We start from the raw sequence: 23,652 nt of genomic DNA on the forward strand, positions 1-23,652 counted from the left end.
GGGATCACTCCTAAAGGTAAGTGCCGCTGTATAAAGCGGCACTCCCTGTTAAATGAACCTATGGGACCTGAAAAGCATCAGAGAGGAGTATAGAATGCTTATATCAGAACTCGTTAGTTCAGTGGTTTTCCTGTTCTTCTTCGTCGTCATCTCTCTTCTTGAGGAGTATGAAGATAAAGAATCCTGTTGCTGCCATGAGGAGGACACCTGTGATAGTGAAGATTATTGTTGCTGTTGTACCGGTGAACGGGAGGTTGAAATTACTTGTTGCCAGATTATTTACAAATATAACTGTATTTCCGGTGATCTTTGAACCAATACGCGAACCCTCAGCAGCGGTTGGATCGTAGTTATATATATTACCGTCCTTGCCAATATAGATATTCTTTATTTCAGTATCTATCTGATATCCGCTTGCTGTTCCTATCTGCTCGATAGTGTATGGACCGGGAGCTAAGTTTGTAACTACTGTAAGATTGCCTGTATAAGCGTTAGCTGTATCATTATACTCACTTCCGCTCGAAACATCATATCTACCGTCTGTAAGCTCTGTACCTCCAGCAGATTCAGCAGGGTTAGAGATATAGAATGTACAAGGCTTAACCGCATCAGCAGATGTGTCAGGAGTTGGAGTAATATCTGACGGATCAGGATCAGCAGGAGGAGTTGCCGGATAATCCTCTGCCGATGGATATGTAGGATCTACATCAGGATCGGTTATTCCCGGTATATCAGGAGTGGTGGGATCAGAAGGATCCGGATTATAAGCATATTTATAGCTTATAGAAGCCTTATTGACAGCATTTCCGTTAGCTGCTTCATTAGCATTGCCGGAAGAAAGATCGGTCGTATCCAGTGTCGAGGCAACTGTTATGTTAAGCTCTGTTGCGCTATTAAAAGTTGTATTTGCCGGATCCTTTATCTTAGCAAGACCTGCCTCTGTAATTGTAATAATATACTCATCAGTATTTGTTAACGATTGTGCAGCAGTAAAATCTGGTGTAGCAGCTGTTCCGTCTAATCCTTCAATAGTTACACCTGTTATATCAATTCCCTTGAATTTATCAGTTATAACATAGCTTATCAGGTTATCTCTGTTAGCCGGAAGATCAGCCGTGATAGTCCAGTTATATTCATGACCTTTACCGTCAGCTGAGATCACCTTTCCTACTTCAAGCTTGTTCTCATTTACAAAAGTCTTAGTAACAGCCGTTGCTGTCTCACCTGACTGTACACCTGTTATTGTAACCTTCTGCGGTGTCTGATCAAGTAAGTAAGTAGTGGCATTAGTACCGGTCAATTCTTGCTCAACAAAATAGTAATCGCCTACAGGAAGACCTGTTATGGTTATTTTACCGTTTTCATCAGTTGTATAGATCTTATCAGCACCTGTTGTATTCTTTGCTGCTTCCCAATCACCTTGAGCATTCTTAAAGTAAACCTTAAAATCTACGTCTTTTATCGCAGCATTAGCAGAATTCTTTTTTATAAACTCGATAGTATGCAGCTTACCATTATCAGTATTAGGAGTATCCTGATCATTAGCGGTAGTCTTAGGATAAATGTGAAGCGGATTCGCAGTGTTCGGCAATTCAATAAAGAATGCGTCTGCATTTGCAAATTCGGGGTTTGTGTTTGTGTCATCAACAGGGTCTATCCAGTATACACCAGGATTTAAGCCAACTGACGAGCCGACACCTATGTTCTCACCGGTAGAAGCAGTTACAACAGTGGTAATAGGAGCCGAAGTATCAACATCATACTTGTGTGTCGATGCATTATATGTCGCACCGTAGATATTGTAAGTCATTCCACCTCTTGCCTGCTTGCTGTCATAACCATTTACAGTGGTCTGATCTGCTGTAGTACCCGTAGCATTATTAGTTGCTGATGCTGTTGCATAATCAGCTGCACTTAACTGATAGCTATGGATAGTGATTATATTACTGCCGCCTGTTCCTGGAACTGCAACAGCAGTAAACGGAATGTACTGTGCCAGCATAAACGCTGAGATAGCTATAGCTGACGTTTTCTTCATCATTTTTTTCATAATACAACCTCCTGAATTTATTCATTTTCATTTTCTTCTGATTTACTGCTGACATATAAGAACAACAGGAAAGCAGCAAGTAACATTGTTGATATGCCGAATACCGTATATCCGGTAACCGGTGTTCCGCCCGCCGGAGGCAGCCGGAAAGGCGACCTGTCAAGGAAGAAATTCGCAGTATATACGCTGTTACCGTCCTGATCGGTCTGAGGTGATGTTAATTCAACTGTAATTGAATCCGCTCCATAGCCGGGCGGGGGATCTTCACACTTTACCATGTATGTCCCGTTCGCAGCTATTCCGGCGTCAACATTTGTCCATGATACAGTACCGTCCTTGTTTTCCTTCAGGGTTCCGACCTGATTTGTGCCGGTACTGTCATACAATACAAATGTGCCTTCTTTAAGCTTGTTCGCATTCGTTTTAGGTAAAGCAGGATTTTCAGTATTCATGTATGTTTTGCTGTAGATATTCACATTGAGGATCAGCTTCGTACTGCTGCCTGCATCGGAATAATAGACATTGCGTGTTTCGTTTTTCAGTGCAACTCCGGTAACAGGGTCCTCGCTGGCTTCATATCCGGCAATATCATACGACTTGATACTGTAGCTCATACCGTACAGCAAACTATCATAATGTTTACTATCGCCTGCTGTTGTGCCTCTTTTTTCAGTGTCTTCGATATTATTGCCATACCAGTAATCCACATTAATTGTAATATGTGCGTCTTTCCAGTGTGCATACAGCTCAATCGGATCTGATGCATTTTCAGGTACTATCATATCGTCTTCGATAAGCTGACCGCTTGCGGTATACCAGCCGTCGAAAATATATTCCTTGCATACTGCTGTCGGAAGACCCACGAATGTATCCGAATCCGGATCATAACCGTATTCCATGCCTTTAGCTGCATTTCTGCTTGTTTTTTCAAGAATTATATCTGCAGCAGGCGGTTTCACCTGTTCATCATTATAAAACTCATGGAAGTTAACGGTCACTGTCTGAGGTACAGGTTTGTAATAAACATAGTAGACTGCCTTCTCATCAGCTTTGAGAGTTCCTGATACATACCGTACATTTTCCTCAGCATTCTTGTCATTCAGCTTTGTCCTCTGATATATCCTGTAACCTGCCGGAGCAACTATATCATCTTCCTTATCAAAATCACCGCTGACAGTATAATTCAATACCGGACTGTCTGCAAACAGTGTATTTTCAGAAGTCGGGATACCGTATTTGTCACATTCGACCTTGTAGACCGTAAGATTGCCCGCCGCAGGGTCATAGTAAACCGTCCGTTCTTTTCCTCTATATGTTTTACCGTCAATGATCATGTCTGCCAGACCAGCCTTGAACGCTTCATCCACAGTTCCGGAGATATAAGCCTGTCTGGGAGTATACCCGGCTTTTTCAGGCGATCTTACCATATAAGTCGCACCGTCTGTAAGAGCGATATCATATGTATCGGTTTCCGGATCATATTCTGTATAATCAGGTGAAGTATAAGTATCAAAAGGCTCTGAACTGCCGGTCATACAGTATTTTATGACCAGCTTGTAAGTTTCGGGAACATAACGGCCTATAACATATATAGCCGTATCGCCCATAGTATGCGGGGCGCTGTCCTCATTTCCGTCAGGCCATGTCCAGCAATAGCTCGTATAGCCCTCCGGATAATCACCTGAAGCCGGAGTATAGGGTTTAGCCTCATCAATCACTTCGCCTCTGTTATACTTACCACCGTCAGCTGATACATATGAGATTCCATTATTGATTCCGTTATTCGGATCATAAACCTCATAGTAGTAATGTACCTGATGTTTATTATTTTCTGTCTGAGCTTCACCTTCAGCTTCTATAGTGATATTATTGGTAAAAGCGCTGCTTGGTATAGTGATTATGAGTTTACCGTCCTTCTTTGAAACATCTGCAGCTTTGACCTTATCTGTGCTGACGGTTCCATAGTAAACTTTAACCGCGCTCTCGGCAGGCAGATCATAGCCTGTAACCGGCGGAGAAAGTTCAAGGACATAAGCGTCATGTATCTCGTCAAGCGTGAACTGATCATACGGAGGAGTCGCTGATGTATATGAAATACTCGGAGTAAAACTGTCTGTATCATCTCCGTTGATATATTTCAGTTCAGCTGCTCCGATATTGGTAAGGGCTTTCGTAACCTTATACCGTACCTTGACGTCTATCTGAGCGCTTTTCTTTACCGCTGAAACAGGCGGTATAACTATAGCTTTCTGAGCTGTGGCTTTGGGTTCAAGAACTCCGACTACCGAACATATACCGTCACTGGTAAAGGGTTCGGTCGGACTTACCTCTGTATCGCCTAACTGAACGAAGTCATATTTCCATGAATCACTCGGATATTTCTCCGCAAGCGGCTTGACTTTTCCGCTCATATCAGAAGAATTTATCGAATATCCATAATCAACGATAACATCTGTACTGATATTCTGAAACTCAATACCATTATCATCAAGCTCTACATTAGCCCAGTCGGTATTGAAATCACGCTTTACAAATCCCGTATCGTCAGTCGGGTCATCTGCCGTTGTACCCGTGTGATTGATAGAAATTTCCGTTGGCGTAGCGCTCATGTAAGTCTCATTTGCTTGTGAAACATTGCATACATTCAGCAGCGGCACATCATTACCGCCGAGGAAGCCGTCTTTGGGTTTAAGCTTGACCATAACATTGAACTTTCCTCCAGCACCGCAGGAATACACATCAAAGTTCAGTGTTTTGTTACCATACGTTGCCGTTGCAGGGTTGGTTTTAGCTGTTTCATTTGTTGAAACATTAGTTAATGCTATACCACTTACTGTAATAGTTCGAGTTGAACTGTTATAGGTAAACGGATCAACCTTTGTGCCATTTACATAAACCTCATAAGGTTCAAAGTATTCTGAATATGTTTCACCAAGTGAGAATGTATACTGATTTAATGTTGTCTGAGCTGTTGTTTTAGCCGCATTCTTTCTTGAAGTTGCGATAGTATCTGATTCAGCAACAATATTAAGCTTTGTTATCCTTACAGCACCGTTATCTGATGCAGCTAAATTTCCTACACCGGATATTACTTCAGGCGAAAGAGTAACACTTATTCCACCTAAATCTGATATTGTAACAGTTTTATCAACATTATAAAATGACGTATTTCGATAATTCTTTCCTGCATCTTGAGAATCCGCATCAGTTGAGTTGGTTTTTATTCCATTTTTACCATTATAATAATTATCTAAATCCGAAGTTTCCATACTCCAATTGCCATTTTCTGTTCCATTACTTCCATTTGCACCTTGTCCATCTCCACCTGAAAAAATTCCCCACGAAGTCACTGCGGCACCATTTCCGCCAGCTCCGCCGCCCGCAATTATTAAAGGATTGTTATTTAAAAAGATAGCAGAATAAGCTCCACCATATCCGCCGTTTCCGTAAACACGTCTATTTGAACCATAATTTGCAAAAACTTCTTCTGCATCATTTCCCTTTTTCCCTGTAATAATACTTACCACGTCTGTTGTAGTAAGATAAGCATATCCACCTACATATCCGCCATTTCCTCCATAACCTATAATACCTTCTTCTTCTTCGTGTCCCAAAGCCAATCCACTCCAGTTTTTAGCAATTCCACCATTTCCGCCTTTAGCGCCTCTTGCCTCTATATAATAGAAGCCGTCTGACGGAACGGTAAATGTCTGTGTTGAAGTGTTGTAGGAATAATTGTTTTGTGTATTTGCTCCTGTTTCTGCTTTAAGTACATAAGCATCTGTATTAGTACCGAGATCATCAGATGTTGAAACATCTGCATCTAAAGTAAGATCATAGGTTTTACTTGTATTGTTGTACGAAAGCGTTTTCTTAGGAATAACTTCAAATCCGTCTATATTAAGGGTCGATGAATCAATACACCTTACATAAGCCGTCTTGGTTACGGTCTCGGTCGCTTCGTTTGCCGTACCTACCGTCGCCGAAATACTGCCCGGATTTGTTGTTATCGTCGCCGTTATCGGGTAATCTTTAGTTTTTCCGACATCAGCTGCCGCTACTGTATAACTCTGATCCGCAGGATAAGTTATACTTGAAATATATGGGTCACTTGCATCAGGATATAAAGGTGTGTAAAGATTAGAAAGATTGTAACCCTCACCTTCGCTTTTTACAAGGTTATTTGTCGTAAAATTAATATTATACGGCACATTTACGTGAGATACCTTGTAATCATCGGCATATTTGTCAGAAGTTGTATCATCAGTCATAAAAGCACATTGCTTCTGACTTGCACCCTCGCCCGATGTACAGCTGAAAGCATTATCTGATGTGTAATTGAATATCGGGACACCGTTTCCGCCCATGAAGCTTGTTTTCGGCTTCAATTTGAGAGTAAGTGTCAATGTGTCCTGTGCCTGTCCTTTTCTTAGACCTCTTGATACAGGCGCTACTGAACCTCTGAACTCTACAGTATTACCTGTTCTGGTAAATTTACGGTTCTGCGAATCAGGTGTACTTTCAAGAGGAAAGTCCCTGCCGTCAACATTATTTACACATTTTGTGCCTTCGGGAACTATATCGAAGTAGTTCGAGACCGTACCGCTGATAGTCACGTCATTCAGATAATCATAATGAGCGTCTTCAGGCAGATACCTTATAACTATCGCTCCGCCTATTTCTTTATTATCGTTTTCGTCCTGCTGAACGAAATAATCATCGTTATCAGGTCTTCCCAGCGGCTGAAAACCTCTTATACCGGTATTGGTTCCATCGTCATATCCGGACGCTATATAGGACGAACCACCGCCGCCGCCGCCGACGTTGTTAGCGTCTATGATGATGTTCTGGATTCCGCCGCCGCCTCCTGCGAAGCCTGCGCCGCCGCCGCCTCCGTGGAGATTTCCGGCACCGCCTACGCCTCGTTTGAGCTCTGTATGGTATATCCTCTGCCAGTCATTGGCATATGTACTTGCCTGCATACCGCCAAATGTGGTCTTTGCGATACCCTCTGGCCTGTCAGTTCCGCCTTGTCCGACGTAACTTGTCTTGCCGCCTGAGCTTGTACCGTTATAACCTGCGTAGTATGTACCGGTATTAAAGCTGCCTATATCCGGTGTTGCTTTTATAGAGCTTTCCGGTGAACCGCCGTCACCGCCATCCGCGTGCATTTTCAGCACCAGTGCTGTAAGGTGGAAGCCGTTAGCGCCCGCAGCGCCTCCGCCTCCGCCTCCTGCTATCATAAGGACCTTTTCCGGATCATCTCTCAGATTGGACAGATCCGGCGGAGAAGGTGCTGTTTCCGGGTCAGTGATGAGGTTCTCCTCAACAGGTTTTTTGTCAAGCAGATAAACAGCGGAATAACCGCCGCCTGCACCTACAGAAACAAAAGCCAGTTCACCTGCGCCGCCGCCGTCACCGTCAGTACCGCCGCCTTTAATATCGTAAGTCTTGCTTTCGCCCTTACTTCCTATCTCATAAACGAGCTTCTTGCCGAGGTTGCCATTTGCTTCACTGACTTCAAGCGTACCATATACCCAGCCGCCTGAGCCGCCTACACCGCTTCTTCCTGTGAGGAAGCCTCTGCCGCCGTCACCGCCGTCGCCGCCCCACAGTTCTATGAGGTAGGTTCCCTCCTTATCAAGATCATAGTAGCCGTCTTTAATTTTCAGTCGGCTCTCGCTGATATCCGAAAAGGAATAATCAGCTGATATTTTTGAAGTAAATGTAAATGTTCCGTCACCGTTATCCACGAGGGTATCGCCGTGATTCAGCTTTGCAGATTCAAGATTCGTAACATTGCTTGCAATCTCCGGGAACGGAACTGAATCGCTGTTCTGAGCAGAGGGTGCAGCCGTTGATATTAAAGGCATTGCCGTTGCAAATTGTTCAATGCTCAGCATAACTGAGAGCAGAATAGACATTATTCTGTTTTTGCCTTTGGTTTTCAAACGCTTCACCTCGCCTTCTGTCAATTCTATATAGATAATTGATTTATCTTATATGTTTTTGATGCATAAATATTATGTCTTATTTGTATAGTTTATTATAACTTTTCGATTTGTTTTTGTCAATGAATAGAGTTATGCTTTTCAATTGGAGGGAAAGATTTCAGAAGTTGCAACAAATCACGTTAAAAATTATTGTTATATATTACAACTAAATATGAATATTTTATTACTCGTTTTTGAATATTTTTATTTCCACACTGTATATTATTCCTCTTTCATCGAGAAAAATTCGCAGCAAATTTATACTTGTAGTAGATTATAATAAATCAAATACATTTGTAAATATTCAAGTCTGCATAAAAAAACAGAGCCGGGATCGAAATCCCGGCTCCGCTGGTAAAAAGGGTAAATTATATCTTATAAGCTTTTGATTATTCCAAGAAGGAATTCCTGGATCCTGAGGGCATCGTTGGTTGTAAGACCGTCGCCGTCAGTGTCTGCATTTACCTTGCCCTGCTCTGTAAGAGCGTTGGAATCTGTACCGCCTACGCCGTACTTGTTCGGATTAGCAAGTGACTGCATTATGAGAACTGCGTCTGCCATATCAACAGTATCGTCGCAGTTTACATCTCCTGCCTTTGTTACTGTAAGCTGAGGAGCTGTAGTTGTAGTGGTAGTTGTGACAGGCTCTGTGGTTGTAGTAGTTGTTGTGGTAGTTGTAGTTGTAGTTGTTGTTGTTGTTGTAGTTGTGGTGGTAGTGGTAGTGGTAGTTGTAGTAGTTGTTGTGGTTGTTGTTACAGCAGGCTGTGAAGCCTTTACATATCCGTCAATAGTCTCAGCGAAGAAGTTGCCTATCTTCTTGTAGCCGCCGCCGTTGGGGTGGAGCTGGTCGCCGCTGATATCGTTCATACCGTCGAGACAGCCGTGAACATCGGCAAACTTTACGTTCTTGCCCTTGCTTGCGTACTCTTCAGCAACACTCTTTACTGTGTTGTTGTAGTTGCCTATCTTCTGTGTGTTTCCGCCGTAAGCTGTATGCTCCGGAACTGAGCACAGGAAGATAACGCCGTCAGAAGGCATATCTGCAAGCATATAATCGAGCATAGCGCGAAGGTCTGATGCACAAGCGTCCATTGAACGGTTAGCTGTCAGATCGTTTGTACCTATCATAAGAAGTATGATATCAGGCTGAGTCTGCTTAACAACGTTTCCGTTCTTGAGCTCGTTGTACAAGCTTCCCTTGCCGCCCTGCTGCTGTCCCCAGCTTGGGATCTCCTTGATCTGGTAGCCGCTGAAGCCTGCGTGGTTGTCGTCATAAGTGATACCGTTTGCAGAAGCGCTGTCTCTTCCGTTAGGACCTACCATATCTATCTTATAGCCCTTCTTTGTGAGAGCGTCATAGAGGTACTTTCTGTAACCGCCCTGCTCTCCGTCACCGTTAGTGATAGAGTCGCCGGCAGGCAGGATCTTTATGGTCTTGCTCTTGTCGATAGTGCCTGAGCCGGTTCCTGGCTGATCGTTGTTGCCGGGCTGAGTGCTGCCGGACGATGTGCCGACTGTACCCTGTCCTGTTACGACTGATGAAGCCTTGCCCGACTTGGATACCTGAACAGCGTCCAGATAGAAGTCGCAAAGATCGCCTGAGCTTTCGGGAGTCTCCACATAAAGCGTGATATCACCCGAATTTGAAGGTATAGTGAACTCTGTATTTTCAAGCTTTGTCCACTCGCCGCTCTTTGCTGTGCAGTCAGCTATCTTTGTGTAGGAAGCGCCGTTGCCGTCGCCCTGCTGGAGTGACATCTGCATAGTTACATTGCTGCCTGATGTCTGGAGGACCGCAGCACTGAAGCTGTAGGTCTCACCTGCAACAAATGCACTTGAATCGAGGGGGATAGCACAGCCGTTCCACTCGTTTGCTCTGTCTGTGACATAGAGCGATTTTGCACCGTCATAGTAATTGCTGCTGTTTATTGCGACAGAAGCGTTTCCTCTTGCAGTCCAGTCGCCAGCGCCGCTCTCGAAGTCGTTGGTGAAGTAGTCGCCGTTTGCGTCTGGTTCTACTGTTTTCTTTGGCTGCTCTTCTTCGCCGCCTTCGATACCGTTCTGGTAAACTCTTACGCTCTTTACATTAGCGGAGCCGTTGGACCTGTAGCCCTCGATATTCAGGGATACCTCGTAAAGAGTACCGGACATATCCAGTCCCGCCTTTGACCATGCGTCAAAGTGCTTGCTTACGCTGATAGTACCCTTCATATTGTTCTGTGTATTATTTCTCGAACCGCTGGTCTGACGTATGCTCCAGTACTGAGGGAATGTTGCTGTACCGTCGAGGGATGGCTGATTGTAACGCATTGTCTTGGCGATATCATAGGTATTGCCGTTGAGAGTTACATTTCCCTTTCTCTCCGCGCCGTCTCCGGGTGGACGCCAGTCGCCCCAACCTTCAACTATGTAGTACTCCATAAGTGGATTCCTCGTCCAGCCGTAAACGCACATATACGAGTTTCCTCTCGGAGTATACTCTACATCGTAGGTAAGAACGATGTCGTTTCCGATCTGCTTGTAGTTTTTCTTCTGACTGTCGTAGTTCTTGCCCATACGAGCAAGGAAGTTCTCGATATTGCTCCATGAGCAGGTAAAAGAGCCTGCGCTTGGATTCATTGAAGCCTGTCCCTGTCCGTTCTGATTCCACATTTCATAGTCGTAGCCGCCTATGTTTCCTCTTGTCTGCTGATCCGCCGCATGAACGAATGAAGCCGGTGCAGCAGGAGAAGCTGTGGCGATCATCATGGCAGTAGTACCTGCGCATATGATCCTTTTCAAGATACCATTCTTCATTTTGATCATTCCTCACTTTCAAAAAAGAAAATCAGTTGTTTTATCCTTTTCTGAGCCCGGGAAAAGCACAAAAGTATTTCATATCTGCGTCCCATCTCTTCACGAGCTTCTATACTTATTTTATAACAAAATACATATTTTTTCAAGTCATTTCTTGCTAATATTGTTCATTCTTGTTTATTTCAAATATTTTCCAGAATACTTTTACAACTTTCAGAAGCTTTTTTGATCGCTTTCTGATGCTGTGTGATACCCGTCACAGGTTTACGTGTTACAGTCAGGTAAATACTGCACCGCCGGTGCCCGCTATTGATATTATCGCGTATCTGTGGTATAATCTTATTATCACAACAGAGGAGGTATAATATGAAAAAGCTGTTTTTTCGGGCAGTTTCTGCTCTGACATTCGCTGCGGTCACACTTTTTACCACGTCAGTTTGTTTTCAGTCTTTTTTCACGGAGAGAAAAGCGAATGCTGCAGAAAAGATCATTACCGAAGATATGTCCGCGCAGTTGTCTTATGACGGCGACCTTGACGGTCTTGTGCTCCATAAGACAAAGCTTTACGACGACCTTGAAAACATCGGGGGATATGAGCGACCATCGGTAAAGACTATAGTAAGCGACTATGAAAAATCACCTCAGCACGAAAAGCATCCGAGACTCATGATAACCAGCGACTTTGTGAAAACGCTGAAAAAAGAGGTGAACGATCCCGACAATCCCAAAAGCTGGTGGTTCAGCAGATTAAAGACAAGAGGCGATCTGCTGTACGAACAGCTGACCGGTCCTTCACAGAAAGACTACCTTATATCCTATGAAAAATGCTATGAGACCAGAATACCTGGCATAGACGGCAACAAAAGCAAAGCTTCCGACGAATTCAGATACAAGATCATGACTTTCGGAATGCTTTACCAGCTTACCGGCGAGAAGAAATATGCCGACGCTGCATGGGTGATACTCGAAAGAGTTATTTCATTCAAGGATATAAATCCGTGGCACGACCTTGACTTCGGATTTTTCTGTCAGGGCTATGCACTGGCTTACGACTGGATGTTCAGCGCATGGGATCCGGATCAGACGGCAGCTCTGGAAGAGGCTATAATGCGCCACTGCTTCAGACCTGCAAACGATGCCTATACCGATAACACCATAACCCGTTCTCAGGACTGGACAAACGCGGTCGTGAGAGGCGTTTATACCAATCATAACCATAATCCCATTGTAAACTCAGGCATAGCTATGGCAGCTATCGCGTTTATGGACAAATACCCTGCAATAACTCCCTCGCTCTGCCATGACGCATTCATATGTCTTGAAAGAGACCTGAATATGTATGCTCCTGACGGCATGACCACCGAAGGTCTGGAGTATATGCTTATCTCAGTTGACAACCTGTCCATGCTTTTCTCATCTCTCGAAACGTCACTGGGGCACCTGTACGGTCTTGACACCTGTCCCGGCATGGAAAACGGCAAACCTATCAGGGTCATACACAGCCTTGAATCTGATGTCGGCGAACTGAGCTTCGGTGATTCACACGATCTTCTCCTCACATATCCGGGCGAGCTTTACTTTTACAAGCATTACGATCTGCACGGCTTCAAGTCAGAGATCTACGACCGTCTGAAAACCGGTTCTGCAAACGATTTCCTGCGCAATGTGCAGATACTGTGCTGGTATGAGCCGGACTCCGGCGATCAGAAAATAAACTTCGACAAGGATATGAACGTGGGAGGAGACGCGGCATTTGCGACTCTCAGGAGCAGCTTTGAGGCGAAACAGTCATTTGTGGGCATAAAAGCCGGTACGACACTGCGGGATTACTTCGTCCATCTTGACCAGGGAAGCTTTGTTTTCAATTCCCTCGGCGTCAAATGGGCAGCCGATATGGGAAAGGACAATTACGACCTTGCCGGTTATATGGATCCGAGAGCTGAAGACAACAGAAGGTTCAGGATATTCAGGCTGAGACCTGACGGACACAATACGCTTCTCATAAATCCCAGCACCACCGACTTCGGTTATGAGTTCAACAAAACCGCTGTTATCTCAACGGAATCATCTGAAACTCAGGCAAAAGCAGTAGTAAACATGACCGATCTTGTAAGCTCAAAGGCTTCAAGCGCACAAAGAGGTTTCCTTTTGACTGACAACAGGCGTTCTCTCGTTGTCCGTGATGAGGTAGCGCTCAAAAAATCGTCCGATCTTTACTGGATAATGTACACGCCGCAGAACGTAAAAATAAACGGCAGCTCCGCCACCCTTTCCAGTATTGACGACGAGTCGGTACAGCTCAGGCTCGACCTGACCTCATCTGCAAAGGGCACTCTTTACAAAGAGCCTGCGGCACCCTGGGCTCTTGCGCCCAAAGTAGAAGGTCAGGCGGAAAACGAGGAGTATACGAGAATAGTATACAAGATAACAGGAGCCTCTGACAGTGTAAACATTACTGCCAAGCTCACCCCTTTGATATCCGAAACGGCTTCCGCACCTGATGTATCAACATACGGCGCGATCTCATCGTGGGATCTTGATAACGGCAGCGGCTCCGGGGAATCAGCTTATATGCTCGGAGATGTAGATAACAACGGTCTGATCGACGCTGTGGACTCATCTCAGGTCCATGAGCATTACGCCCTTGTCTCGACAAATCAGAATGTCAAATTCAATGATCTGCAAGAGAAGGCGGCAGACGTCAATATTGACGGACTGATAGACGCCGTTGACGCATCACAGATACTTGCGTATTACACTTACGCTTCCACGGCAAGCGGCAAACTGATACCGATGGAGGACTTCAAAACAGAATAATGCAAAAGCATATAGCAAATGGCAGCTCTTTGAGAGCTGCCATTTGTTTTAATAAAGCTGAAAAAATTTATCGGTCAAACTTGTTTATATGAAATAATGTATTACTTTGCTGTGCTGCTTACTACAGATACAGTGTCATCAAGTCCGTATCTGGCGACTACACTGCTTATACCTGATAAAATGCTGCCCAGCTCGCTTGCGGGGATACTTATTAAGATCGAGATATTGCTGCTTACTCTGAGACCGCCGGCACAGGCTGCGGTGAAGTATCCGGGAGCCTTGACGCCGCCGTCGATACGTGCGTATCTGATATCGACCTGTTTTGCGTCATATGTGGTTCCGGAAGCACCCTTCAGCTTGCTGCTGCCTTCAAATGTATTGGGACCCACGGCTGATTTTACTGTCCAGCCGCTGCCGACAATTATCTTTTCAAGTGATGTGCAGTATGCGAATGTTCCGTACATACTATTTACATTTGATGTATCAAAGCTGCTGACGTCAAGTGTTTTTATTTTCATGCAGCGTATAAACATTTCATCCATATCTGTAACATTGCTTGTGTCAAAACCGCTGAGGTCAAGTGTCTGCAGTCTGTTGCAGTATGAGAACATACCGTTCATGCTGTAAACATTTGAAGTATCAAAACGCGGGAAGTCAATTGTTTTGAGGTTGAGACAGTAAGCGAACATCTTTGACATATCGTTTACATTGACTGTTTCAAAGCTGCTGAGATCAAGTGAATCAAGAGATGAACACCATTCAAACATATAGCTCATGGTCTGTACGCTGTTTGTATCAAAGCTGCTGAGGTCAAGGAGCTTTATGCTGTGTAATCTGCTGAACATACCGCTCATATCAGTAACATTTCTTGTGTCAAAGCTGCTGAGGTCAATGTATTCAAGAGCGTCACACGATGCGAACATACCCTTCATATTGACAACATTGAAAGTGTTGAAGTTGCTGAGGTCAAGGTATTTGAGCGAATAGCAGTCATAGAACATGAAGCTCATGTCAGTTACGCTGCCTGTATCGAAGGATATGAGATCAATGTACTCAAGATCAGCGCAGTTTGAGAACATATTTCCCATGTCGGTGACATTGCTTGTGTCAAATCCGTAAAGATCAAGTTCAGAAAGATACCAGCAATCGCAGAACATACTGTTCATATCAGTTACATTGCTCGTATCAAAGCCGCTGACATCAACTGAGCCGAGGACATTACAGTCATGGAACATGAAACCCATATCTGTTACATTTCTTGTGTCAAAGCCGCTGATATTCAGTTCGTGGAGCCATACATCAGTGTCAAACATACTATGCATATTTACCACGTTTGAAGTATCTGCTTTGGAAAGATCCATACTGTATACAAATTCGCCGAGAGACAAGAGGCGGCTGCTGTCTTCGGGAAAAACTGTTCCTTCATCAGCAACGACGTATGTTACGTTCTCTGGGTAAACATCATCAGGAAGAATGATGCCGCAGTCGCTGTTCCTTACATAGCCCTTGAGATGAAGCGTACATGTAGCTTCGTCAAAATATGTAAGGTCCTTTTTCTCTGACTCGGTAAAATATCCGGGAGCTGATTCACCGCCGTCTATGCAAGCGTATTCGTGATCTGCCTGCTTTTCGTCATATACTGTTCCTTCGCCGCCTTTAAGCTTTTCACAGCCAATGAATGTATCAGTTCCTTCGGCTGATTCCGCTGTCCAGCTGCTGCTGACCTTTATAGTCTCAAGAGATGTGCAGTATGCGAACATTCCATGTATATCCTGGAGATTTCTGGTATCGAAGTTTGTCAGATCAAGCTCCTTCAACGCCGTGCAGCGCACGAACATATCCCTCATAGACGTAACATTTTTTGTATTGAAGGTATACAAGTCGAGCTCGCTGAGCTTGTTGCAGTATGCGAACATATGAGACATATTCTCAACATTTCTGGTGTTGAAGCTGCTGACATCAACTGATCTCAGCTTGATACAGTTGTCGAACATCTGCGACATTGTTGTTACGTTTTTGGTATCAAAGCTGCTGAGATCAAGGGAGACGAGGGATTCGTCACCAAGGAACATACAGCTCATATCAGTAACATTGCTTGTGTCAAAGCTGCTGAGGTCAAGTGATGACAACTCATAACAGCCGGAGAACATAGAGTACATATTTTCAACATTGCCTGTTTCAAAGCCTGTGACGTCAAGCTCTTTCAAAGCATCACAGGAAGCGAACATATTTGACATATCCGTTACATTGCCTGTGTTGAAACTGCTGACATCAAGCTCTTCCAGAGAAGAGCAGGCAGCAAACATCCATTTCATATTGGTAACATTGCTTGTGTCAAAGCTGCTGAGGTCTGCTGATTTGAGCTGTCCGCAAAGATAGAACATCGTGTTCATATCAATAACATTGCTTGTGTCAAAGCCGCTGAGGTCAGCAGTCTTTAAGCTTGTGCAGTTATAGAACATTGCCTCCATAAGTGTTACTTTTGAAGTATCGGCTTTTTTCAGATCTACGGTTTCAAGGTTATACATCTCGTAGAACAGATAGTTGGAATCTTCAGGGAAAACAGTTCCTTCTTCCGCTACGATGTGCTCGACATCATAAAGCGATACTCCTTCAGGCAGGATTATACCGGGAGTTCCGCCTTCGTAACCGGGATTGTTCCTTATATTGCCTTTAAGATGAAGAGTTGCTGTTTCATAGTCGAAATATGAGAGGTCTTTGCCTTTTTTGTCCGCGCATTTGCCGCGTACGGTTTCAGTCGCTGTAAAAAGGTCATTGCCGGTTGCCTGATCACTGACAGTTTCTGCAAGATCCGTGCTGAATGTTGTCATTGCATTTGAATCAGTATCATTTGTGCTTACTTGCTCAGTTGTTGCCTTTGCTTTTACAACGAGTGCATTTCTGCCGGATGATGAGCTTGCTGCATTTACGGCCGCGATTGCTAATGCGAGAACAGCTGCGGTCGTTTTTTTCCATGCTTTTTTCATTGTGGATCCTCCTTACAAAATTACGAGTAGTTAATTTAGGTTCTGATTCAGCACGCAGTAATATTATAGCATAACGAGCAAGCTATGGAAATATTTTTACAAAAAATTAACAGAAAATTCATAATTACATCAGTGATTTAAATCGCTGATGTAACATACTGAGCATTGCAGCTGAACTAAAAACAAAGCCGGGATACTCCCGGCTTTGTTTATGTGGTATCAGATTTTTGTCTGCTAATCTTTTTTGCAGCATAAATCAGAACGTAATACAGCAGGCTAAGAAATATTATTGATTATACTATTATATGTATAAGTCTGTATGTCAGGTGTTGGGTGCTGCAGCAATGCCAAAATCACAGCTTTTGCAGCACACCTTTATGTATCATATGGCATTTATATGATATATTATTGCGAATCCGCATTTTTTATCTTGACAGCCTATATGATATATGCTAAAATATGCTTGTCTTTTTTTGAGGATAAAACAGTGAGATATGAAGGTGTCCGGCTCAGATACATAAATATTATAACGGCGCTTTTCCGGGGCTCTCATATGTTTGTATGATGTGTTTTTTTAGGATGACCGCATCTTATTGAGGTATGATTTTGGATTGATTATTCTAAAAGGAGATGTTTTGATGAAAAGCAAACTGAAAATGAAGACGGCAGCAGTCGCTATGGCTGTTTATTTTATGGTTATTTCTCTGGTAACGATAAATGCCGTAAGCCCGCTTTCATGCGGGGCGGAAGAAACAGCAAGAAGAATTGCGACGATAAGTATAACTACGCCGGACGGTTCCGAACCAAAGTGTGATTATATATCGTCTCCGGAAGGCTGCTGGGGCGCGTCGATAACCAACAATGAATACATCGACTGTACGGTGAAGTATGAAGATCCTGACGACGCGGAGTCGGGATTTGAAGAAACAGCCCGTATAAAAATACGCGGAAACACGTCCGCTATGTCAGGAAAGAAGCCCTACAAGCTGAAGCTCGACAAAAAACATTCCTTCGGAACAGATGTGAAGTCAAAGAAATGGGTGCTCCTGAACTGCGGAACTGACCTGAAGTTTTTATTCGCAAACTGGGTATCGTCATACTGTGGTTCGGAGTGGCAGCCTCAGTTTGAGTATGTTGACCTGATCGTGAACGGTGATTACAGAGGCTGTTATATCCTTGCGGAGCCCGTGGACAATATGGCAAAGGGTGATGCGCTGGATTTCACTGACGACGGATTCATAGTTGAGAATGACGCGTACTGGTGGAAGGAAGACGACTATTTCAAGGTGGACGATCAGTATTCACAGCTTGCTTTTACGTACAAATACCCTGATCTGGACGATATAGAAGACCCGGAGCAGAAAAATGCCGTAAAGGAAGCTGTTGAGGACAAGATGAGCACGGCTGTTACAAGCATTGTCGCTTCTGATAATGAGGACTATCTGAATAATATCGATACGCAGAGCTTTGCGGCATGGTTCCTTGCAAATGATTATTATTGTCCGAGCGATTCCGGCGGTGCGAATATGTACTGGTATTCTTCCGGAAATGACGGTCTGATAAAGCTGGGACCCACATGGGATTTTGACTCAAATTATGGCTCCAGTATAAATGCATGGTCATATACTCACAGATATGGTACCAATTTCGGTTACTATATTTTTATGAAGAAAAGTTTCAGAAAAGCGTACAGGAACCAGTATGAGAAAGCAAGGAATATCTATTCCGACCTGCAGAACTATATAAACGGATATATTTCCGTTTACGGCTCGTCACTGCAGGAAAGCTGGGAAAAGGACGCCAAGAGATGGAAGAAAACTCCGGGTTCGGTAGAGGAATCAAGCAAAACCATTCTGGATTGGTACGAGCAGAGAAGCAGATGGATCGGGGAACAGTCCGCTGCATGGTCACTTGATTATTCACAGTATTATCTTGCGGTGCAGGAAGTCAATGAGTATCAGGAAGAGGATTATGACAACTATGATGCCCTGAAGGCTGCGCTTGCTGTTGATGTGTATGATATAGCGTTCACGCAGGAGGAGCTTGATAATACGACCGCTGCTATCCTCTCCGCGGCAGAAAACCTCAGACCCAAGGCGGAACAGGACGCCGCGGCAAACGGTGCGGATGTCAGCTGCATCAGCGGAGCGAGCCTGACGCTTAACGGCGATATCGGTGTTAATTTCTATTTCAGGCTTGCTGACGGTATCGGAGAAGGTGCCTATGTTATGGTAAAGGGTCCCAACGATACAGAGGCAGATAAGGTGATGCTTGACGAAACTGTATTCGACTCCGGAAAAAACTCGTACAAGGTGAGCTGTCAGGTATATGCGGCGCAGATGGGTGAGAAGGTAAGCTTTGAACTTTACAATGCAGATGGGGAAAAGCAGCTGATATATAACTCGGACTGCACAAACGGAGTATACACCAAAGAATATGCGGTAAATGACTATATCGGTGCTGTGGAAGAGGCAGCTGCCGGCGGCAGGCTTTTATCTCTTGCACAGGCAATGAAAAATTATGGCTCATGGGCAAGAAAATACCTTATCGCACAGAAAAGCATTTCCGCAGATACAGCTGAGATCGCAGAACCGTCCGAGATAAGCGATGTGACAGCGGAAACTCTCTCAGCTTATGCCTTTGACATGAATGACTGCACAGTCGATGAACTGAATATGTCACTCCGCCTTGAATCCGAAACAGCTGTAAGGATATATTACAGCGGTGACGAGATCAGTGATATAACTGCTTTATGTGACGGAAGACCTGTTGCTGTGACGACAGGAACTAAGGGCGGTCTGAATTATGTTGAGATACCATGTATTCCGGCGCAGAATCTTGACGATGCCTATTCGGTCACTTTTGGTGACAAGGGCAGCGTCAGAGTATCTGCCTTGTCGTATGCATACCTTATTCTTGATGCATATGAGAACAATCCTGATAAGACAGACGTCTGCAACACGGTCAGAGCATTGTATAAGTACAACCGCAGCGCAGAGGAATATTTTAATTCAATCAAGTAAAGGAGAGGGCAATCATGGATAATAAGTATATTACTCCTGAGGTAGAGATAACAGAATTCGATACTGAAGATGTAATCACAGAAAGCAATGAAACTGAAATCATTAAGGTTAAATGAGACAGAAAAAGCGGCAGGTCAGTTGATGACCTGCCGCTTTTTCTTATACTCAGGGCGGTAAGGCGCGGCTCAGCTTTACAATCACTTGGCTTATATGCTATAATAATTCTGAACTGAACTTTGTTCAGGGAACGCAAATACATTATAATATAGAAGGAGCTGAAAAGCCGCTGAGTATGCCAATATTGGCGGAATACATATTTCTCCTGAAAAAAATTCAGAAAAAATAAAATCCATGTGCGTAAATTTCAGAATTCTTACGTCTAATAAGTATAAAGCAAATTTGCCATTTATATTCAAGGAGGGAATCAAATGGGAAACGATGCAGATCGCTACCGCCGTTTCCTTGATGGTGATGATAATGGATTGATAGAAATAATTGATGAATATCATGAGGGGATGTCTCTTTACCTCAACAGCATAGTGAACAATATGTGCCTTGCGGAAGATATAATGCAGAAGACCTTCGTTAAGCTTGCCATAAAAAAGCCTGCTTTCAGAGGAAAATGCTCATTCAAGACGTGGCTGTTCACTATTGCGAGGAACTGCGCCATCGACCATCTGAGGAAAGAATACAGGATTTCAGATTTGTCTCTTGATGAACATCTTCAGATATCCGATATCACTGATACAGAAAAGGAATTTTTCAAGGAAGAGCAGAAAGCAGAGCTTTATAATGCTATGAAGCGCCTGAATCCTGACTATTATCAGGTGCTCTAGCTTATGTATTTTGAAAATCTCGATACTTCGGATATCGCAAATTATACACTGCTATCAAGGACTATGAATATATGACCAACAATGACGTCCTCAGAGCAGTAGACGAGCAGGCAAAGGCTGACTGTGAAAGCGGTCTCACAAGTGATCTTTATGACATAAACAAGGACGGAAAGATCAACGGATTTGATACGTATTCCTTCATACTTTATGTATCAGACCTTCGTAATGGCATAACCGCTGAAAACAGCGTTCTTCCTGTAGACCAGTGGAACTTTATAGATACAAAGGTCGATCTTGACAATGATGATATCGCAGGCACATTTGTTGATTTCACGATCTTTACGTATGTAACAGGCTTCCTTGATGATGTGTCTGACTATGAGCTGGATATATACTATCTTGAACTTGTTGAGAAGAAGGGGCTTACAGATCTCAGCGATATCAGACCGTATATTGAAAAGCTCTGCGAGGACAAGGAGACAGGAGATGTCGATTTTGACGGAATGGTTACTGCTGCTGACGCAAGTCAGGTACTTCACTATTATTCTCAGTTGTCTGTTGATGAAGAGGTAAGTCTTGTGACCGAATCTATGATGCAGTATATGGCTGACTGCAATGTGGACGGTATAGTAGACAGCGTTGACGCATCCGCGATCCTTGCGGCTTATGCTCAGAATTCTGTTCTGAGCTGAGGGGCTATTTTTTTAAAGCAATACAGTTGATATTTGGGATGTTCATATAGATTCTTTTTATGATCAAGACTGAGGGAGGACCTTTTTAAAAAGGGTCCTCCCTCAGTCTGTATGGCTTTTCTTTATGCGTTTAAGCAGTCTGAACTGTAACCGCTTCGCCGTGGAACTGTATTTCCGGATATGACAAAAGGTGTTGAGCTGTTGCCATTTGCCTGATAATATGGTATAATTCTAATGTCAGCAAGGGCTGAACAGAATCCTGGTAAAAGGAAGAAAAACGAATGGACAGATCAGGTCCGTATGTATCCGGGGGAGACAATATGAATAAACGTATTTTTGCAATAATGGCTGCTGCAGCGATATTAAGCACAGTTTCGTGCAGCAGGGTCATGCCGTCAGGTAACAGGTCTGAGCCTGTTACAGCCCCTGCGGCTGAAACGACAGCTGCTGAAACTGTGACCGGTACCACTGCTGTAGCGATACCGCTCATGCCGCCAATGACAGAGCCTTACCAGTATTTTGAAGGCTTTGATGTTTCCGGAAGTGTCCGGAGCGTCTTCAATGGCTCTGATAATACAATTGCTGTTCAGGCGGACGATTATGAAACAGGAATGAGCAGCTGCTATGTGTTTGATCCGGTATCAGACAAGATGATAAGAAGTATACAGCTTCCGGACACTAATTATAGGCTGCGCGGAATGTTCAGTAATGGTACCGTGATAGTTGAAAAAATGGCTGAAAAGCCGACACTGCATATGTATCCGGAAGGCAGCAGCAAGCCTGTGGAGATAATAATCAGTTCGGATTATTATGCGGATTTTACAGTTGACATGATGAACGATCTTGTATACTGGTATGACCGTGATGAAAAAAGCATTATGCAGGTAAATGATTCCGGAAAGATAAGCAAGTATATGTCATGTGACAGATACTGGGACTTCTGTCAGTTCAGCTATGACGGCGAAATGTTTTTTGAAGCGGCGGAGATATCCGAGAATACACTGGACGGTATTGAACGCGGAATATATTCATTGTCGGACGGCAGCAGGATAACCGGCGTCCCGGTCGGTACGGGCAGTATTGTCTTCACTAAGGATAATGTTACTGCGGTGCGCTTTGATCTGGACGCAAACGGTGAGGGAAGCAGCACTTACCTGAGTGTAGCAGATAAGAACAGCGGCAAAGCGGAAAAAGCATACAGACTGCCTTTGGATCAGTTTGCGAACCTTGAGTTCAAAGGAAGTTCAAAGAGCGATCACGGTATTGCGATAAGTTATAATTCAGGTATGTTCAGCGATTTCAGAGACGTGTACCTTATAGACTTTAAAAAGGGCATGGCTGTAAATACAGGCATTGAGCTTTCGTCAGACGTTCAGAATATCAGCTGCTGCTATTCTGAGAATATTGGTCGCTGGTTCATCGGACTGACCCGGACGGGCAACAGTAACGGAAGCCGTTCTCTTCTTATGCTTGACCCGGATATGTTTGAATTTGACACAGAACTGGAAAGCTCGGAGGTCTGGAAAAATGATGATCACGAGTTCACTAAGGCAGGGGAGGGATTCTCTCAGATACGAAAAGAAGCTGATAAGATCGAGAGTGAATTCGGAGTGCGTATACTTGTCGGCGATGAAGTAATGAATTCGGAAAAGTATTCACAGTATTCATTCATCTCTACAGAAGAAAACACTGACAGTTATGTGATCGAGAATGAAATGAATAATGTCATGGAGCTCAGAAAGACTCTTTCGCTTTATCCAAAAGGGTTCTTCCGCCATTTCAGGACAAACGGAAAATGCGGACTGAGGATAGCGCTTGTCGCGGATTTTGATATACAGGATCCGTTCCGCTTTCATCCGCTGGGAGTTTCGTATAATACAGGCGGCTGGTACGACATTGCCGTAAACAGCAGCACTATGTACGAGTATGGGGGAACTCTCCACCACGAGATATGGCATTCCGCAGAACAGCTTGTAGGCAAACGCTTCGGGGAGATAGATGAAAAAGAATGGAGAAAGCTTGATCCGGAGGGATTTGATTATTATTATGACTTTGATTCCTATGCCAGCGGTGACAGATCTGATGGAAAAGCGCCTCTTCTCTTAACTGATGTCTACCAGATTGAAAAGAACTATGATATCCCGTATTTTATATCAGATTACAGCCTTCTGACACCTATGGAGGACCGTGCGACGATCATTGAGCAGATGTTCCAGTGGTATTACGATGAGGAAACAGACGAAATGTATATGATCGGTGAAGATGAGCTGAGAAAATATCCTCACCTTGCGGCAAAACTGGATTTCCTCGCAGACTGGTCCGAACAGGAGTTCGGCTGCGTTTACTGGGAGGAGATGCTGCGGAACATGGAAAAGGCTGCTGCATGATTAGCCGGCTGCTGCGGAATATATATGTATAAAAATATCGCGAAGGGAGCTTTACTTAGGGAGCTCCCTCC

General features: G+C 44.0%; 9 protein-coding genes. 5 read left to right on the forward strand and 4 right to left on the reverse strand.

Annotated features, from left to right (window positions below; genetic code table 11):
- Positions 1-118: 118 nt before the first annotated feature.
- The 3 genes from QZZ36_RS03750 to QZZ36_RS03760 all read right to left on the reverse strand — a co-directional run bounded on the left by QZZ36_RS03750 (position 119) and on the right by QZZ36_RS03760 (position 10,839).
- A complete protein-coding gene (locus tag QZZ36_RS03750) occupies positions 119-2,050 on the reverse strand; it encodes a SpaA isopeptide-forming pilin-related protein (RefSeq protein ID WP_295076947.1) in 1,932 nt (643 codons plus the stop codon).
- 17 nt (positions 2,051-2,067) lie between these two features.
- Positions 2,068-8,001 (reverse strand): glycine-rich protein, encoded by a 5,934-nt coding sequence (locus tag QZZ36_RS03755; RefSeq protein ID WP_295076952.1) that lies wholly within the window; start codon positions 7,999-8,001, stop codon positions 2,068-2,070.
- A gap of 417 nt (positions 8,002-8,418) precedes the next feature.
- The gene (locus tag QZZ36_RS03760) at positions 8,419-10,839 is read right to left on the reverse strand and encodes a glycoside hydrolase family 11 protein (protein WP_295076955.1); all 2,421 of its coding nucleotides are present in this window, start codon (positions 10,837-10,839) and stop codon (positions 8,419-8,421) included.
- Positions 10,840-11,205: 366 nt separating this feature from the next.
- On the opposite strand from QZZ36_RS03760, the gene QZZ36_RS03765 reads away from it, so the two are divergent.
- Complete coding sequence (locus QZZ36_RS03765; protein WP_295076960.1) at positions 11,206-13,656, forward strand: dockerin type I domain-containing protein; 2,451 nt, start codon at positions 11,206-11,208, stop codon at positions 13,654-13,656.
- Between the two features lie 101 nt (positions 13,657-13,757).
- On the opposite strand, the gene QZZ36_RS03770 is transcribed toward QZZ36_RS03765, so the two are convergent.
- Entirely contained in the window at positions 13,758-16,643 is a 2,886-nt protein-coding gene (locus QZZ36_RS03770) for a BspA family leucine-rich repeat surface protein (RefSeq protein ID WP_295076963.1), read from the reverse strand.
- Between the two features lie 638 nt (positions 16,644-17,281).
- On the opposite strand from QZZ36_RS03770, the gene QZZ36_RS03775 reads away from it, so the two are divergent.
- The 4 genes from QZZ36_RS03775 (at position 17,282) to QZZ36_RS03790 (ending at position 23,581) form a co-directional block, all read left to right on the forward strand.
- A complete protein-coding gene (locus QZZ36_RS03775) occupies positions 17,282-19,666 on the forward strand; it encodes a CotH kinase family protein (RefSeq protein WP_295076966.1) in 2,385 nt (794 codons plus the stop codon).
- 428 nt (positions 19,667-20,094) lie between these two features.
- On the forward strand, positions 20,095-20,502 hold the full coding sequence (locus QZZ36_RS03780) for a sigma-70 family RNA polymerase sigma factor (protein WP_295076970.1): 408 nt from the start codon (positions 20,095-20,097) through the stop codon (positions 20,500-20,502).
- Positions 20,503-20,573: 71 nt separating this feature from the next.
- Positions 20,574-21,194: a dockerin type I domain-containing protein gene (locus QZZ36_RS03785; protein ID WP_295076974.1), complete on the forward strand. Its 621-nt coding sequence runs from the start codon at positions 20,574-20,576 to the stop codon at positions 21,192-21,194.
- Positions 21,195-21,514: 320 nt separating this feature from the next.
- Entirely contained in the window at positions 21,515-23,581 is a 2,067-nt protein-coding gene (locus QZZ36_RS03790; RefSeq protein WP_295076981.1) for a hypothetical protein, read from the forward strand.
- Positions 23,582-23,652: the final 71 nt, after the last annotated feature.

It is taken from the genome of Ruminococcus sp., from assembly GCF_016287535.1.
Taxonomy (GTDB): Bacteria; Bacillota; Clostridia; order Oscillospirales; family Ruminococcaceae; genus Ruminococcus.

Bases quoted from the DNA above. Each gene is read 5' to 3' on its own strand.
- QZZ36_RS03760 (WP_295076955.1), bottom strand. From the start codon at position 10,839: ATGAAGAATGGTATCTTGAAAAGGATCATATGCGCAGGTACTACTGCC.
- QZZ36_RS03780 (WP_295076970.1), top strand. From the start codon at position 20,095: ATGGGAAACGATGCAGATCGCTACCGCCGTTTCCTTGATGGTGATGAT.
- QZZ36_RS03750 (WP_295076947.1), bottom strand. From the start codon at position 2,050: ATGAAAAAAATGATGAAGAAAACGTCAGCTATAGCTATCTCAGCGTTT.
- QZZ36_RS03785 (WP_295076974.1), top strand. From the start codon at position 20,574: ATGACCAACAATGACGTCCTCAGAGCAGTAGACGAGCAGGCAAAGGCT.
- QZZ36_RS03775 (WP_295076966.1), top strand. From the start codon at position 17,282: ATGAAAAGCAAACTGAAAATGAAGACGGCAGCAGTCGCTATGGCTGTT.
- QZZ36_RS03765 (WP_295076960.1), top strand. From the start codon at position 11,206: ATGAAAAAGCTGTTTTTTCGGGCAGTTTCTGCTCTGACATTCGCTGCG.
- QZZ36_RS03770 (WP_295076963.1), bottom strand. From the start codon at position 16,643: ATGAAAAAAGCATGGAAAAAAACGACCGCAGCTGTTCTCGCATTAGCA.
- QZZ36_RS03790 (WP_295076981.1), top strand. From the start codon at position 21,515: ATGAATAAACGTATTTTTGCAATAATGGCTGCTGCAGCGATATTAAGC.